This window comes from Dinghuibacter sp. (assembly GCF_035492835.1).
Lineage (GTDB): Bacteria > Bacteroidota > Bacteroidia > Chitinophagales > Chitinophagaceae > Dinghuibacter.
The window spans coordinates 1-15,682 of record NZ_DATJIY010000078.1 but is presented as its reverse complement, the minus strand read 5'-3'; the positions used below and the strand labels follow the sequence as shown (position 1 = coordinate 15,682).

Below are 15,682 nucleotides of genomic sequence, written 5' to 3'. Positions count from 1 at the left end.
AAGAGAAGGTAAAACATGGCTATACTTTTAGGATAATACAAAACAAACGCTTCTTCGGGAATCAAAGTATGAAATTGGATGAACTACCGGATATATGACGCCAACACCCCGAAATAAGTTACCGCACCATAAATACCGCGCGAAAGGGAAAAGGTTACATACGGGAAGCCAGAATGGTCGTTCGTCGAAAAAGGCTGGATGGGCGTGGGTTTTATGCCTATTTTAGGATCATGATCAGTTGGATCTTCTGGGGCGGGTACTTCCTGTATGAATGGCTGGCGAACGCGGCGATGGACTCGATGTATGGGAACGATTTCATACAGGCGTGTTTGTACACCTCGATAACTTTCGTAGCCGCCTGGATAACTTTGCACTGGATCATCCTGCGGTATTTCCTGCCGGTGCGGCGGAAGGGCGCCTGGTGGATACTTGCGGCGAGCGTGGTCGCGTTTACCCTGGCCCGGCGGATTTTCAGCTACTATATCGTGTACAAGCATTTCCGGCCGGAATATTATCATGTCGTCCCCTATTTCTATTTCCCCAAGATATTGGGCGAAGGCGTATGGATGTACCTCGTGATCGGCGGGAGCATCATGCTGTACTTCATGAAAGCCTGGTACGAGCAGCAGCGGCTGGCCGAGTCGCTGAAGAGGGAGAAGGCGGTGGCGCAGCTCGAGCTGCTTAAGTCGCAGGTGCACCCGCATTTTATCTTCAATACGCTCAACAACATCTATTCGCTGTCGCTCCACCGGGACCCGCGGACGCCGGACCTGATCCACCGGCTGTCGTCGCTGCTCAGCTATATGCTCTACGAGAGCAAGGACACGGTCATCCCGGTCGCCAAGGAGATTGAGTACATCTCAAACTACGTGGAGCTGCAAAAGATCCGCTACAGCGACCGGCTGGACGTCAGCGTGAATATCTTCGGGTCGCTGGAGAGCTTTTATGTGACGCCGCTGTTGCTGCTGCCGCTGATGGAGAACTGTTTCAAGCACGGGGTCAGCAACGAGGTCGAGAACAGCTGGATCAGGATGGACGTGGAGCGGACGGGGGAATGGCTGGCGGTCAAGCTCGAGAACAGCCGGGCGGCGGCGAACGGGCACGCGGTGGCGGAGAATGGCGGGATCGGGTTGACGAATGTCCGGCACCGCCTCGAGATCCTCTACCCCGGGGAACATGAATTCAAAACGATGAGCGAGGAGCAGTCGTTCCTGGCGGTGCTTCGCATCAAAAACCAAAGGAAATGAAGACAACGTGCCTGATCGCCGATGACGAGCCGCTGGCGCGGGAGCTGCTGGCGGGGTATGTGGGCAACCTGGAGGACCTGGAGCTGAAGGGGGTCTGCAAGAATGCGATGGAGACCTTTGCCTTTTTGCAGCGGCAGCCGGTGCAGCTGCTCTTCCTGGACATACAGATGCCGCAGGTGACGGGGCTGGACCTGATCCGGTCGCTCCACGAGCGGCCGAGCATCATCATCACCACGGCCTACCGGGAATTCGCGGCCGACGGGTTCGAGCTCGAGGTGCTGGACTATTTGGTCAAACCGATTTCCTTCGACCGGTTTTTGAAATCGGTGAGCCGTTTTTACCACTATCATCAACGGCCAAGGCCAACCGAAACGGCCCCGGAAGAGAACGCCTGGGACAAGGCATATATGTACTGCAAGGTCAACCGCGACCTGGTCCGGATCTACCTCAAGGACATCCTCTATATCGAAAGCATCAAGGATTACGTGCGGATCGTCACGGCCGCGCAGCCATACGTGACCTACCAGCGGATCGGATATATGGAGGAAAAACTGCCGTCGGACCGGTTCCTGCGGATCCACAAGTCGTTTATTGTTTCACTGGAACACATAGACAGCTATAACGCCGATTCGGTTACCGTCGCCAGCCACGCGCTACCGGTGGGACGCAACTACAAGGAGGCCTTCCGGCGGGTGTTGTCGATATGAGACGGCCGCTCTTGTCGATATGAGACGCCGACTTGTCTCAAACTTTCATTATTTTTAAGAGGATGCTTAAACCCTGGGGGCGTGCGAGCCCTCAAAGGCATCATTACTCGAATGTTAACCCAAAAATTACACTCATGAAGAAATTGTTGCATGTGTCTCTCGTGGCCATCGTTGTCGCGTTGGTTGGTATCTCCGGTTGTTCGAAAGGGTCCAAGGGGGATACGGGCGCACAAGGTCCCGCGGGGCCGGATAGCGTGTACCATTCGCCGTGGGCGCAGCTGAGCGCGACCGGTACCATCGTTGGTTCGGACAGCCTGTATTACGAGGACTTCAGCGCCAGCGTTATCACGCAACGGATATTGGATAGCGGTATCGTGATGGGTTTTGTAGGCCTGGTCAACGGGAGCACGGTGACGGATATCGCCAGCGCCTCCGATGAAGGACTGACGACCGATGCGTTCGTGGGCGGCGTCGAGGTGGACGCCAATTACAACTTTACCACCAACGCGGCATTCCCCTTCGTGTACCGCTACGTCGTCATCCCCGGCTCGGCGCTGGTTACGGATGGAGCGTTCCAGGGGCTCTCGAAGGAGACGATCAAGAAGATGAATTACGCGGATTTGAATAAGCTGCTGGGGAATACCCTGAGCATCCAAACGAATTGATCGCGGCGCGCGCCGAGCCTCGCGGCACGCCGGCAACGCACGAAACCCGCGCCGCCGGGCCGCATGAAAAAGCCCGCCACTCACGTGGCGGGCTTAAATGTAGTGTACGGGTTACTGTGCGTATAGGAAATCGGACCTCCGCGGAACAAGCCGCGGAACGGCAGCAATACCCCACCCTTATGAATGGGCCGTCGGTAATCGGTTAATTCAGCTCGATGGGGGCGTTGAGACGGCAGACGGTCTCGACTTCCCCAAAGGGCTCTATGAAGGGCTTTGCGCCCTGGGTCAGGTACAGGTCCCGGTACGGGTTGCCCTGACGATTGTTGATCATGATGACACGGGATTCCACCCTACCCTCACGCACGTGGCAAAGGTCGAGGAGGGAAATGTCTCCCTGGACTCCGAACCAACGTTCGAGGATCGCTTCGGGGTGACTGACAATCAAGAGTTCCAATTTTTCCTGGTGCATAGCTCCTTATTGACGGGTACAAAGATAAATCGGTTTAGCCTCCCCTCTAATAGTGAAGGGCGTGCATTCTGCGTCCTTAATGACTAAGCGATTGTGTAGTCGATCCGCTACAACCAGAAAACGTAGCAATGAGATTCGGTATCATTTCGTAGTCATTGGATTTATCGATAACGTAGTCCGCGCCTTTTTCACGACAGAGGACCACATATGTCGGATTGATTTGGTTGCTGATCATGACCACGCCCGCGCAAGGCCAGGCGATCTTTATGTGCCCCAACAGCTCTATGCCGCTGCCGTCGGGGAGGTGTATGTCCAGCAAAACCACGTCAACGATCCGCGTTTCCAGGACGGCCACCGCTTCTCCACAGCAACCAGCCGTCAGCACCTCCCTAACTCCTTCCAGCTCTTCCAGTTGTGCTTTCAGCCTGTCGACAATGGGTCGGTAATCGTCCACCACCAGTATCGTTAAACAACGCTCAGACATTTCAGAGGTTATATAAGACAAGGTAGTTGGTTCGGATTGACCCCAAAATAGGGAAAATTATCTCAATTGTGTAGTATATACTTTACGGAAAAAGGACGGGCGGCGGCAAAAGCCGCAGCGCAAACGGTTGCGCGCCGCGAAGGACGGCGCAAAACGAGGCGCGGCGGATGGGGAGAGGCGGCGCGAAACGGGGCGCGGCGGCTCTCAGGACGGCACCAGCCGATGCTCCAGCGCATACAATATCAGGTCCGCGTTGGTCTTGGCGTTGAGCTTGGTGAGGATGCGGGACCGGTAGGTGCTGATGGTGGTCGGGCTGAGCGACAGCATCTGCGCGATCTCGGTGATCGAACGGCCGACCGCGATCAGCTTGAGGACGTCGAACTCCCGGTCGGACAGCTGCTCGTGCGGGAGGCGGTCGTCGTCGAGGTCGAGGGTGGAGGCGAGTTTTTCGGCGACCGATGGGGAGATGTATTTTTTTCCGAGGAGGACGCGCTGGATCGCGCCTACCAGCTCTTCGGACGCGGCGTCCTTGGACAGGTAGCCCGCGGCGCCGGCCTTCAGGACGCGGATCGCGTACTGTTCCTCCGGGTGGATGCTAAGGATGAGCACGGGCAGCTTGGGTTGCTGTTGCTTGAGCTGGTGCAAGGCGTCCAGCCCGCTCCGCCCGGGCATGGACAGGTCGGTGATGACGATATCCCAGGGGTCGGCCATGGCCTGGCGGACCAGGGACTCGGCGTCGCCGACCTCCTCTATATGCGCTGAGGGAAAGGCTTCGAGGATAATCTGTCTTAACCCTTTCCGGACTACGGTATGATCGTCCGCGATAAGTATCCGCATCATAAAACGTTATATAATGGCTTCTTCGAGGTTCGTCATTACGGGGATGGTCACGCCAATGGTCGTGCCCTTCCCGGGTTCGGATGTCCAGGTGCACTGACCGCCCAGCATCAAGGCCCGCTCTTTCATCCCCAGCAATCCAAGCGTCTTCCCGGTGCCTATGATCTGGTGTACGTCAAAACCGGTGCCGTCATCGCTGACGGTAAGGGCCACCTTATCGGGTTCCATGTACAGGGCCGCCGACACCCGCGTCGCGCGGGCGTGTCGGGCGACGTTGGTCAGGGACTCCTGGAAAATACGAAAAAGACCCGTCGCCACGCCCTGGGGCAGCAAATAGCGCGGCCCCAGTATGTCGACGGAGCAGGCGATCCCCGACCGCTCCGCAAAGAGTTTGGCGTGCCACTGCAGGGCTTCGGACAAACCCAGGTCGTCCAGGATGGCCGGCCGCAGCTCCGCGGCCAGCCGGCGGACGGTGCCGACCGTGGCGTCCAATAACGACAGGATGTCCCGGATCTTTTCGCGCGCCGCGGGGGAGTTGAGATCCGTTTTTTTGTTCAGCCAGGACACGTCCATCTTCAAACCGGTGAGCTGCTGCCCCAGTTCGTCGTGGATTTCCCGGGCCATCGAGGTCCGCTCCTCTTCCCGCACGTCCTGGAGGTGGGAGGCCAGCAACCGCAGCTCTTCGTGGGAGACCCTCAGGGCCTCTTCGGCGGCCTTGCTTTCGGTGACGTCCCGGAGGTTGGTGACGATCGCCCGGACGCTCTCGTCGGTCAGCAGGTTGATGATGGTGCCCTCCAGGCAGATATACCTGCCTTCCCGGTGGAGGGTGCGGAAAGACAGCGGGTATGTTTTCCCGGGGTGCACCAGCACCAGGTCCAACAGGCGTTGAAAGGATTCCATGTCGTCCGGGTGGGTATAGCCGACGATGCCGCGCAGGCGGCGCTCTTCAGTGGTCCAGCCGGTGTAACGTTCCGACGCGGGGCTGCGGTATATGGGAAGGAAGTGTTCGTCCAAAAGGGTAATGATCTCGGTGCTGTTTTCGATGAGCTTGCGGAAACGGCGTTCCTCGAAGCCGAGACTTTCCTCCCGCTTGCCAAACCATCGGTGTAAAAAACCAGCCCCCATGGGGGACAAAATAGGGTTTCTTTGTCAGGGTTGCAAGTGCGCGGCGCGCGGGGGGCCGGTCGCGGCGCGTCAGGGTTGCAAGCTCACGACCTCGTTGATCGTAAGGGCCACGATCACGGTGTTGAACAAAAAGGACAATAGCCCCTGGAAAAGCGCCCATTTCCGTATACTGTGGGAAGTGATGGCGATGTCCGACACCTGGAAGGTCATGCCGATCACAAAGGAGAAATAGGCGAAATCCACATAGTTGGGCGGCTGGCTCCCCGGAATGTCTAATCCCCCGCACTTTTCGTCCGGGTTATTGGGATGGTCGCCGTAATAGTCGTGGGCGTATTTGAAGGTAAAGATGGTATGGAGGATGATCCAGGACAGGACGACCCCGCTGAGGTAGATGCCGGCTTCCGCGCCCTTGGGGAGCAGCCAGCCCTTCTTGTGGTTCAGCAGGTCCAGCACGGCGATCAGGCTGGTGATACAGGCGGCAATGACCAGGACGAACACGATCCCCCGGCTGGAGTCCTGCCGCCGGGCCAGGAGCCTTATCTGTTGCGGATCGGTGGTAGCCCAGGTGATAAGGATGATGGTCAGGACGCAGATGCAATAACAGTCCCAACCCAGCATGACGCGCGTCAGCCACTCCATGTGGATGCCCGCCAGGACGAAGTTCATCGCCAGGGCGAAAACCACGCCGATGATGAGGCGGGTGACGGAACGGAGGTGGTTCAGCCAGTGGATGATTTTATGCGAAAGAGGTTCCTTGTGCATGCGTCAAATGTAGGCTTATCTTTGCGTTTCATGAAACAACGTATCCTTTTGATACTGGCCACGGCGTTCTTCTGCTCGCTTTTTATCTCCCCCATGGATAAGGCGCCGGTGGTGATGAACATTTGTACCGGGGCGCTGTGCGTTTGGAGCCTGGTGCTGGCGGGGCGGTTGCGGTATGGATGGGCGTCGTTGATCTTGTTTGCGTGGACGGTGGTGTCGGCTTTGCTCTCGCACCATACGTCGGAGGGATGGTCGTATGTGGCGTTGCGGTTGCCGTTGCTGGCGTTTCCGTTGTCGGTGGGGAGGCTGAGGATCAGCGAAAAAACGCGCGCGGACGTACTGCGTTCCTACGCGGTGGTCGTGGTTTTGGGTTGTCTCGCGTGTTTCGGGTATGCCCTGGCGCGGGCCATCCGGCTGGGCGACACGTCCTGGCTGTACGACGATGCGCTGACGGAGCTGAGCTCGGTGCAGTCCGTGTACGTCGCCGTTATGGTGGCGATAGCGGTGTTCATCATGCTCGTCCAGCGGCGCCCGTGGATGTACCCGTGCATCGCCTTCCTGCTGGTCTTTCATGTTATGCTGGCCAGCCGGATCGGTTTGGTTAGCCTATATGGGCTGATGCTGGTGGCGGGGATATACGAGCTGGGGGTGCGGCGTAAGCAATGGGGCCGTGTGGCCGCGGTGGCGGGGGCGCTGGCCGCCTGTGGCGTCGCGTTTGTATTTCTTTTCCCCAAAACGCTCAACCGCTTCCGCGAGCTGAAATATACGCAGTACGACTTCACCCACCAGGGCGTCGAGAGCCACTACGACATGCCGGTGACGGCGGATCAGTGGAACGGGGCGAACATACGGTTGGCGGTGTGGAAGTGTGCGGCAACGGTTTGCGAACGCCATTTCTGGACGGGGGTGCCGGTGGGGGACAAAAAGGATTCGCTGGTGCAAAGCTACCGGGACGTAGGGTTCACGTTTGCGGCGACGAGCCGGCGGAATACGCACAATACTTACCTGGAGGCGTGGTTGTCGTATGGGGCGATCGGGGCGGCGCTGTTTATCGCCGGATTCGTGGTCGTGCCGCTGATAAAAGCGCGCGGCCTGGGACGCATCGTCGTCGCGCTGCTCGCGGTGGCGATGATCACCGAAACCTACCTTGATCGCAGCGTCGGTTGCGTCCTGCTTTGCTTCTGGATCAGCTTCGTGCTCAGTGATTGTCCTCCATATACAAATCCACGGCCCGGGCCGTATCCCCGAAGTACACCAGCTCCCCGTGACGCATAAACGCCGTGCGCCCGCAATACTTGCGGATCACGTCCATCGAGTGGCTCACGAGGATCACGGTCTTGCCGCTGATCCAGCTGGATTCGAAGACCTTGATGGCTTTTTCCTGGAACTTCAGGTCGCCGACGGCGAAGATTTCGTCGAGGAACATCACGTCGGCGCCGGCGTGGACGGCAATCGAAAAGCCCAGGCGGGCGACCATGCCGGAGGAGAAAAAGATAATCTTCGTGTCCACGAACTCGCGCAATTCCGCGAAATCGACGATGGTGTCGAAGATCGCGTCGATCTCCTGGATGCGCAAACCCAGTACAGAGGCGGAGATATAGATGTTCTCACGGGCGGTAAGGGCGTGGCTCATCCCGACCCCAAGGTTTAACAACAGCGTGTGGCCATTGATCTGCACCGTACCGCTCGTGGGGGGATAGACGCCGGCCAGCACCTTGACGAGGGTGGACTTCCCGCTGCCGTTGCGGCCGATGAGCCCGATGCACTCACCCTTATAGACCTCCATGTCCATGGGCTTGACCGCCTCGAAACGCTTTACCCGCGGGGGATTGAACAGGTTGAACAACCGGTGCTTCACCGTGTTGTGACTATCCTCCGAAATGCGAAAAACCTTGCTGATACCGGTAGCCCGGATGGCGATTTCTTTGTCGATGCTCATAATTTCTCTGAGGCCTTTGCGCCCAGCTTGCCGAGCAAAGTTACGCCTAAGACCAGCAATACCCCCGCATAGAGGAGGTCGAGGGCCAGGAGGCGGTAGTCGGGCGGCTGGTGGAACATAAGGGTCCGCCTGGCGTTGATGATGATGCCGGACAGCGGATTAAGATAGTTAAAATAGGGCAGTCTCGTTTCGAAAGTGTCCTGTTTGTAAAAGATCGGCGACAGGAAAAGCAGCATCGCGGTAAAGACCTGCCATATCTGGTGGATGTCCTTGGCGATGATATAGATCGTGGACAGGATCAGCGACAGGGCCAGCGACAGCACGTACAGGTTGACAAAAAGGGGTATGATCCACAGGTTGTACGGCGACAGCCCCTCCCCCCGGGTCTGGACCAGGTTGAAAAAGAGGAAGAACATCAGGAAATTGAAAAAGAAACCTATCGAATTGCTGAGGAGCGTGGAGGTGTATATCTCCATCTTGTCCATATTGCTGTACTCATACAGGTACTTCTTGTTGTGCAGGATTTGTACGGTACCGGTAGTGGATTCCAGAAAAAAGTTCCACATGATCAACCCGATGAACAGATACGAGGCGAAGTTCGGGATGTCCTGCCTCAGGATGATCTTGAACGCCACGTAATAGATGGCTATGTCCATCACGGGTTTGAGCAGGGCCCACAGGAGGCCCAGCTTGTTCTCGTAATAGCGCAGCTTGAACTCGATCTTGGCCAGGAGCCACATGCGTTCCAGGGAACCAGCTGTCATGAAAGCATACTTTTTATCGTCAACAACACGCGTTTGAGGGCGGGGTATTGCTTGATGCGCTCCTTCAAACGGCTACGGATACCGCCGGGTTCTTCCTGGTGTGTGGACACGGTCATTTCCAGCGAGGGATTGTCAAAGGCATAGCCGGGCCCGTTGGCATTCAGGAGGCAGAACAGCTCCACCGCGTAGCGGGCGTAAAGATCGGGATATTTCGACGCTATGTGCTGGTAAGAATACAGGGTTTTGTGGAGGTTCATCCGGCGCATCATCGAATCCTTGCGGATGCGGTAGTTGAAGAGGGGCTCGGGCAGGACCACGCCGCGGTAGCCGCCGGCGATCAGGCCCAGCACGCTGTCATAGTCTTCCAGGCCGTACTCCAGCGCTCTGTCGTTGAGTCCTCCTTGCAGGAAAGCGGCGCGCTTATACACCAGCGACCCGCTGCAAACCGAGTTGTGCAGCAGGATATAGGGCAGTTCCGGGTTCCAGGCCGGCCAGGTGTGATCGGTGGCGCCGAAATACTGCACCCAGGAACCGACAAAGGAGACGTCGGGGTAGCTGTCGAGCACCCGGAGGGCCTTGCGGTAGTATTGGGGATGTACCGTATCGTCGGCGTCCAGGAAGGCCAGGTAGTCGCCCTTTGCCGCGGCCGCGCCCACGTTCCGGGCGTGCGAGAGACCGGCGTTGAGCTGGTGGATGACCCGGATGCCCGGCTCCCGGCTGAGCGCGTCGAGCGCGTCGATGCTGGCCTGGTCCCGGCTGCCGTCGTTGACGATGAGGATTTCATCGGGTTGGAGCAGGGAGGCGCGGAGGGAGCCTATGCACTCGCGGATATAGGCGCCCATGTTATAATACGGGATGACGACGGATAAGGACTGGCCCTTGGCGATCGCCTTGGTGGGGATGGCGTGGGTGTAGGGAAACGCGGAGCGCTCGGGGCTCAGCGTTTGTATGATGGCCATCTTTTGTTTATAGACCTTTTTGTAGTCGAGCTCTTCCGCGATGTGCGCCGCGGCTCTTTGCCCGATAGCCGTCAATTCCGCTTCGCCCGTTTTCAGGATGCGCTCGAGCTGCTGCCGGAACGTTTCCGGCTGCTCGTGGTCGAAGATAAAACCGGTGTCGCCGTCTTTTATCAGCTCGTGCTGGCCGCCCTGTTTGGACACGAGCACGACCTTGCCCAGGGCCATGGCCTCGATACAGGCAAAAGGCAGGTTGTCCAGGGTGCTGGGGATGACGATGGCGTGGGCCTCGGAGAGATAGTCGCCCATCGCCGCGGGGTTGATCTTACCCGGGAAGGTCAGCAGACCCCGTTCGATATAGCGGGCGTATTTTTCCTCGAGTATCTGACCCATCATGCGGCCCTCGGGGTGGTAAACGATGTCTTTGCCCCCCATCATGACGAGCTCGCAGCCGAGGCCTTCGTCCCACAGCCGGCTCATGTAGTCGAGCAGCGGGAAGACGCCTTTCTGGGCGGAGAGCTTGCCCCAAAACACGAGTTTTCCTTTCTTTATACGGGGCGTCGGCGGTATGGTCTCGGGGAGGAAGGGGTAACGGACCACGGATACGCGCTCTTCGGGTAGCGGGCCAAAACGGCGGATGGCGTCCAGGATGAAGTGGGACGGCGCGATGATGTGGTCGGCAGCGGCGATGCTCCCCCACTCCATTTCCCCGGTCCAGTAGTGCGGGAAGCGGTAGGTGTTGTCGCGGTTATAGTGGAGGTACACGAACGCGGGGGCGTGGATCGACAGCACGGTCTTGACGCCCTGGAACTCCGGGTACTGGAGGGCTTTGAGCTGCAGCAGGAAATACGGCAGCCCCTGGTATTCCTGCGACTCGATGACGTCGGGCTTTCCTTCCAGCCGGATCAGGTCGCGGACGGTCATGGCGAACTCGTAGCTCTGACGGGCGACGTGCCCGAGACAGGCCGACTCCGGGGTGCGGTGGAGGTTTACCTGGACGACGCGGATGCCGTCGATAAAGTCGATGGCGTAGGGCGTGTCGCCCTTGCCGGGTACAAAAACGGTGACCTCATCGCCTTCCGCGCTGAGCATTTTCGCAGCGTTCTGCGCATAAGTTCCTATGCCTCCGCCATAGAGCGGGGGGTATTCCGTGGTCAATAGCCAATACTTCATTTCCTGAATAATTTCTCCTTGATGACACCGAGAAAGGTTCGTTTTTCATACGTGCGGCGGTACCAGTCGATGTCCAGCTGGTACCGGTCGATGTCGCTCAGCAGCTTATTGATGAGCTGCTGCTGGCCTTCGTTGTGCCGGCGGCAGTCCGCCAGCTTGTGCTGGAGCTGCTCGATCGTTTGTTGTTGGGACCTGCCGGCATCCTCCATATAGCGGAGGACGGCGTCCAGCTGGGCCTCCATTTTCCGGAGCGTGTCCGTTTCTTTCAAGGTTACGGTGTTCATATGTTATTGGATTTGTATAGACGGCGATATTGGTGATAGGTATTGTTTATGTTGAATTCCTGCGCGCACAACCGCGCGCTGTGGCGACCCATGACGGGGAGCATGAGGCGGTTGTTGAAATAGCGCAGGAGCTTGATGATGGCATCGCCCTCGCCTCTGAACAGGTCCCCGTTCGAGCTCCGGGCCATGTCCCGGTTGCCGATGCAGTCGGTGAGCAGCATCGGCTTTTCGAGGTGCAGGGCCTCGAGGCCCGCAAAGCTGAGCCCCTCGAAGCGGGCCGTGGACAGGTAGACGTCCGCGCGTTGGATCAGGGTCTTGGCCTCCGGCTGCGGCAGCCAGCCCGTGACCTGTATGTTGCTCGCGGTCAGCTGCGCGCGCGCGTCGCCGTCGCCCACCCACACAAAGGAAATATCGGACCACTCTTCGAAGTACCGGGCGATGGCGTTGAAGAGCGAGGGGTTCTTCTGGTCGGCGATCCGGCCGCTGGTGACGACCGTGAAGTCGTCGTTGGCGGTTATGGTTGCCTTCGGCTGTACTTGCTTGATGCCGTTATTGATCTTTACGGCGGGGATGTTCAGGTCGGTATATGCCTGCCACTCGGACTGGGAGCAGCAGACGACGGTGCCGCCAAAGAGGGACCCCGTTTTTTCCAAAATCTTGAAAATCCTGTTGGACAAGGCGGTCTTGCCGATCAGGAAGGGGGCGCCGTTGGGCGTGTATATCACGGTTTGGATACCCAGGAACCGGCATACGACACGGCCGAGGAAACCCGCTTTGGAGGAGTGGAGGTGGACGACGTCGATGTTTTTAATCTCTTTTAACATTTTATACAGCGCCCCGGCGGCCTTTAGGTCCTTGAGGGGGCTGATGTTCCTAACGGCTGAGGGCCAACGCATAAACGAGACGTTCGGCATCCTGAACGTCCGTTTTACCTCGTCGGCGGGCATGACGTGCGGCCGGTCACCGTGGATGATGATGTGCTGGTCCTCCTTCATATTATCCACAAGGGAATGTATAAATACCGCAATCCCAGAGGCAAAGGCCTCCGCTACGTGCACAATCTTCATAATATCTTCTTTAGGCGTAGTACCCACTGATACGGCAGGTACTGTAATAGCAATAATTTGACCACTCCCAGGGAGGTCAGCCACTTGTTTTCCCCGAAGTGCCGGACGACCTTTATCCGGCTGCGCAGCTGCTCCTGCCGGTTTTTCCTCGATAACCCATTGGGATCGAGGGCACAAGTCACCAGGGGCTGCGGGATCACCTCCCCCTTGCCTTCCTTTAGCATTTCCTGGAAAAGACCGTAGTCCTCCGCGTGGGGGAAGTCGTCGGGGTATTTCTGCTTGGAAGCCCGCCACATCACCGTGGGGTGGATAAAAAGGTTTCGGAAGTACATCCCCTTTTTGATGTCGTCGTGCGCGGTGGGGGTCTTGTACAGGTATTCGTACCCGGATTCCGGTTCCCGGAATATACACCAGGAGCCCACCAGGTCGATCTCCGGGTGCTCGTCCAGGAAGGAAACCTGTTCGTAAAAGCGCCGGAGCGCGCAGACGTCGTCGCAGTCCAGGCGGGCGGTGTAGCGGGCCGGCCGGTTGCGCTCGACCCATTCCAGCCCCGCGTTGAGGGCCGCGGTGATCCCGAGGTTCCGGGGGAGACGCAGGACGCTAACGGGGCCGTCTATCTCCTGCTGCAGCCAGTGTTGGGCTATAGGCTCGTCGCTCCCGTCGTCGATCACGAGGATACCGAACTGATCCGCCGGGTAGGCCACGCTCCGGAGCGCGCGAACCAATCCCTCGCGATTATTATAACACGGAATTAACAGGTTAAATGCTAGCGGCCTATCCATCACTTCGTCTCGGTTAGTACTACATCTACATTAACGTATCACTTCTACAAAATGATGGGTCGGTGGGGGATTTTTTATTTTTTTACACTTTTTACGACGTTGCGGGTCGTAGTTTGGCTACCGTCACGTTTTAGCGCGCGCCGGCGATCTCGAGCGTTTTTCGCACCAGCAGGTCGAGGTCTTCTTGTCTTGTGCGGTGATTGGTGATTGCGACGCGGAGGGCGTAGCGGCCTTTTATCATCGTGTAGGAGGGGGCGGCGACGCCGGATTCGTGGAGGCGCATGAGGAGTTCCTTGTTGTACGCGTTCGCGTCCGCACCTGTTGGCGGCTTGTGCGCAAAGCACACGATATTCAGGGTAACGGGGGCGAGCAGCTCCAGTTCGTTGGTTTGTTGGATTTTTTTGCCCAGGTAGGCGGCTTGTTCGATGTTCTGTTCTATAATTTGCGCGTATTTGTCTATTCCATGCTCCTTGAGCGACATCCAGACCTTAAGGGCCTTGAAGCCGCGGGAGAGTTCCATGCCCTGGTTGGAGTAGGGCTCGGGGCCTGCGGCGAGGCCGCGGTCGTGCTGTTGCAGGTAGCTGGCTGTTGCTGTAAAGGTTCGTCGTTGCAGCCCGGCGTCCTTGATAAGTACGCAGCCGACCTCGTACGGCATGTACATCCATTTGTGGAGGTCGAAGGCGATGCTGTCGGCCGTCCCGGTCGCTTGTAAGACGTCTTTGTGGGTGGGGCTCAGGCGGGCCAGGGCGCCGAAGGCGCCGTCGATGTGGAGCCAGAGGTTTTCTTCGTCCGCCAGCGTTCGGAGGTCTTGTATCGGGTCGATGGCGCCGGTGTTGACGGTACCGGCGTTGGCGATGATGCAGAAGGGCGTGTGGCCGGCTGTACGGTCGGCTTTTATCTTTTCCCTCAGGCTGTGTATGGGGAGCTTGAAGTACTCGTCGGCTTCGATTTTGGTGAGGCCGTCGAGGCCCAGCAGGCGCAAGGCCTTGTCGATGCATTGGTGGGTTTCGGTGCTGCCGTAGGCGCGGAGCGCGGCGGGGCGGTTTTGCGCGGGCGCGGCGGCGGGGGCGGCTTTAGCCTGCGCGGAGCCGGCCGTTTCGAGCGCGCGCTGGCGGGCAACGGCGAGCGCGGTGAAGTTCGCCATGGAGCCGCCGCTGACGAGGATGCCGCCGGCGGAGGGCGGGAAATCCATGAGCTGTTTGCACCAGTCGACGACCTGGCGGTCGATGTACATCGGGGCGTGTTCGCCGATGGCGCAGTTGGTGTTCATCACCGAGGCCATGAAGTCGGCCAGCGCGCCGGTGAAGGTGCCGGTCCCGTGGACCCAGGAGAAGAAGCGGGGGTGGATGTTGCCGCTGGGATATGGGAGGATCGTCCTTTTGAATTGCTCGTAGAAGTCGGATTCGGGCGTTTCGGGCAGCGGCGCCCCGTAGGTGACTTTGACGTCGTCGGGGATGGGCGTCCAAACGGCCCTGTCCCGGACCGACCGGAGGTAATCGATGGCGTCATCGATCATCCGGTGGCCCAGGGCGCGGGCGGCCTCCCAATCGTGGGGGTCGAGGGTATTGTCGTTCATGGCTTTTGCAGGGTGGTGGCGGATACGCGCAGCGCGGCGGCGTGGGGCGGCGCGGTTTCGCGCGGCACGGCGGCGCGCCCGGCGGGGACGTTGACGGCCTGGCCGGCGATGAAGACGCGGTCGCCTTCGAGACGGAGGCGGAGGTATCCGCCGCGGGCGGAGGCCTGGTAGGCGACCATTTGGGTCTTATTCAGCCGGGCGGCCCAATAGGGCGTCAGGGCGCAGTGGGCGGAGCCGGTGACGGGGTCCTCGTTGACGCCCATCGGGACGGCGAAATAGCGGGAGACGAAGTCGTAGGCGGGGCCGGGGACGGCAGGCGCGCCGGGGGCGCGTGGGTCCGCGGGCGCGGTAATGACCAAACGGTGATCGCGGAGCGCGGCGAAGTCCGGGCGGTAGTTGCGGACTTCCGCCTCGGTGGCCAGGACGGTTACGTGGCGGTCGTGGGCGAAATAGACGGCCTGGGGCGGGCGGGCGAAGGTAGCGATGATGCGGTCCGGGAGGGCGTCGGGGGTGTGGGTGAAGGCGGGGAAGTCGAGCTCGATCCAGCCGTCGTCCGTCCGGCGCGCCTGGAGGAGACCGGAACGGGTATAGAAGCGGGCGGGCGTTAAGGGGTCGAGGAGGCCCTGTTCCCAGAGGACGTACGCGGCGGCGACGGTGCCGTGACCGCACAGCGGGATCTCAACCCGGGGGGTAAACCAGCGGAGGGACCAGCCGGCGGGGCGCTGCAGCAGGAAGCCGGTTTCGGAAATGCCGCGTTCGGTGGCCAGGATTTGCAGATGGTCGTCGGTGAAGTCGTCGTCCGGCAGGAGGTAAACGCCCGCGGGATTGCCGCGGCCAGCCTGCGC

At 59.2% G+C, this 15,682-nt stretch carries 17 protein-coding genes; 4 read left to right on the top strand and 13 right to left on the bottom strand.

The genetic code is table 11. The annotated features are described in order from the left end of the window. Nucleotides 1-230: 230 nt before the first annotated feature. The 3 genes from VL547_RS07710 to VL547_RS07700 all read left to right on the top strand — a co-directional run bounded on the left by VL547_RS07710 (nucleotide 231) and on the right by VL547_RS07700 (nucleotide 2,619). The gene (locus VL547_RS07710; RefSeq protein ID WP_325576955.1) at nucleotides 231-1,247 is read left to right on the top strand and encodes a sensor histidine kinase; all 1,017 of its coding nucleotides are present in this window, start codon (nucleotides 231-233) and stop codon (nucleotides 1,245-1,247) included. After that, the gene (locus tag VL547_RS07705; protein WP_325576953.1) at nucleotides 1,244-1,954 is read left to right on the top strand and encodes a LytTR family DNA-binding domain-containing protein; all 711 of its coding nucleotides are present in this window, start codon (nucleotides 1,244-1,246) and stop codon (nucleotides 1,952-1,954) included. Before VL547_RS07710 ends, VL547_RS07705 begins: the two co-directional genes overlap by 4 nt. Nucleotides 1,955-2,088: 134 nt before the next feature. Then, on the top strand, nucleotides 2,089-2,619 hold the full coding sequence (locus VL547_RS07700) for a hypothetical protein (RefSeq protein ID WP_325576951.1): 531 nt from the start codon (nucleotides 2,089-2,091) through the stop codon (nucleotides 2,617-2,619). 202 nt (nucleotides 2,620-2,821) lie between these two features. Here VL547_RS07700 and VL547_RS07695 read toward each other — a convergent pair whose 3' ends face one another. The 5 genes from VL547_RS07695 to VL547_RS07675 form a co-directional block, all read right to left on the bottom strand. Further along, entirely contained in the window at nucleotides 2,822-3,064 is a 243-nt protein-coding gene (locus VL547_RS07695; protein WP_325576949.1) for a hypothetical protein, read from the bottom strand. A 100-nt stretch (nucleotides 3,065-3,164) separates the two neighbouring features. After that, on the bottom strand, nucleotides 3,165-3,572 hold the full coding sequence (locus VL547_RS24125; RefSeq protein ID WP_414648335.1) for a response regulator: 408 nt from the start codon (nucleotides 3,570-3,572) through the stop codon (nucleotides 3,165-3,167). Between the two features lie 204 nt (nucleotides 3,573-3,776). Further along, nucleotides 3,777-4,412, bottom strand: coding sequence for a response regulator transcription factor (locus tag VL547_RS07685; RefSeq protein ID WP_325576945.1), 636 nt, complete (start codon nucleotides 4,410-4,412; stop codon nucleotides 3,777-3,779). A gap of 6 nt (nucleotides 4,413-4,418) precedes the next feature. Continuing rightward, complete coding sequence (locus tag VL547_RS07680) at nucleotides 4,419-5,534, bottom strand: PAS domain-containing sensor histidine kinase (protein ID WP_325576943.1); 1,116 nt, start codon at nucleotides 5,532-5,534, stop codon at nucleotides 4,419-4,421. Between the two features lie 69 nt (nucleotides 5,535-5,603). Further along, the gene (locus VL547_RS07675) at nucleotides 5,604-6,296 is read right to left on the bottom strand and encodes a DUF1345 domain-containing protein (RefSeq protein ID WP_325576941.1); all 693 of its coding nucleotides are present in this window, start codon (nucleotides 6,294-6,296) and stop codon (nucleotides 5,604-5,606) included. A gap of 30 nt (nucleotides 6,297-6,326) precedes the next feature. On the opposite strand from VL547_RS07675, the gene VL547_RS07670 reads away from it, so the two are divergent. Next, the gene (locus VL547_RS07670; RefSeq protein WP_325576939.1) at nucleotides 6,327-7,571 is read left to right on the top strand and encodes an O-antigen ligase family protein; all 1,245 of its coding nucleotides are present in this window, start codon (nucleotides 6,327-6,329) and stop codon (nucleotides 7,569-7,571) included. Here the strand turns inward: VL547_RS07670 and VL547_RS07665 are convergent. The 8 genes from VL547_RS07665 to VL547_RS07630 all read right to left on the bottom strand — a co-directional run. Then, the gene (locus VL547_RS07665) at nucleotides 7,495-8,235 is read right to left on the bottom strand and encodes an ABC transporter ATP-binding protein (RefSeq protein ID WP_325576937.1); all 741 of its coding nucleotides are present in this window, start codon (nucleotides 8,233-8,235) and stop codon (nucleotides 7,495-7,497) included. The genes VL547_RS07670 and VL547_RS07665 overlap by 77 nt on opposite strands. After that, nucleotides 8,232-8,999, bottom strand: a complete 768-nt coding sequence (locus VL547_RS07660) for an ABC transporter permease (protein ID WP_325576935.1) — start codon at nucleotides 8,997-8,999, stop codon at nucleotides 8,232-8,234. The genes VL547_RS07665 and VL547_RS07660 overlap by 4 nt, the downstream gene beginning before the upstream one ends. Further along, a complete protein-coding gene (locus tag VL547_RS07655; protein WP_325576933.1) occupies nucleotides 8,996-11,128 on the bottom strand; it encodes a glycosyltransferase in 2,133 nt (710 codons plus the stop codon). Before VL547_RS07655 ends, VL547_RS07660 begins: the two co-directional genes overlap by 4 nt. Further along, nucleotides 11,125-11,412: a hypothetical protein gene (locus VL547_RS07650; protein ID WP_325576931.1), complete on the bottom strand. Its 288-nt coding sequence runs from the start codon at nucleotides 11,410-11,412 to the stop codon at nucleotides 11,125-11,127. The genes VL547_RS07655 and VL547_RS07650 overlap by 4 nt, the downstream gene beginning before the upstream one ends. Further along, on the bottom strand, nucleotides 11,409-12,479 hold the full coding sequence (locus tag VL547_RS07645) for a glycosyltransferase (protein ID WP_325576929.1): 1,071 nt from the start codon (nucleotides 12,477-12,479) through the stop codon (nucleotides 11,409-11,411). Before VL547_RS07645 ends, VL547_RS07650 begins: the two co-directional genes overlap by 4 nt. Then, nucleotides 12,476-13,261 carry a glycosyltransferase gene (locus tag VL547_RS07640; RefSeq protein ID WP_325576927.1) on the bottom strand — a complete coding sequence of 262 codons (786 nt, stop codon included), beginning with the start codon at nucleotides 13,259-13,261 and terminating at the stop codon, nucleotides 12,476-12,478. Before VL547_RS07640 ends, VL547_RS07645 begins: the two co-directional genes overlap by 4 nt. 130 nt (nucleotides 13,262-13,391) lie before the next feature. After that, nucleotides 13,392-14,837, bottom strand: coding sequence for a pyridoxal phosphate-dependent decarboxylase family protein (locus VL547_RS07635; RefSeq protein WP_325576925.1), 1,446 nt, complete (start codon nucleotides 14,835-14,837; stop codon nucleotides 13,392-13,394). Beyond that, nucleotides 14,834-15,682, bottom strand: an 849-nt coding sequence (locus VL547_RS07630) for a PhzF family phenazine biosynthesis protein (protein WP_325576923.1), incomplete at its 5' end; no start/stop codon positions are given. The genes VL547_RS07635 and VL547_RS07630, both read right to left, overlap by 4 nt.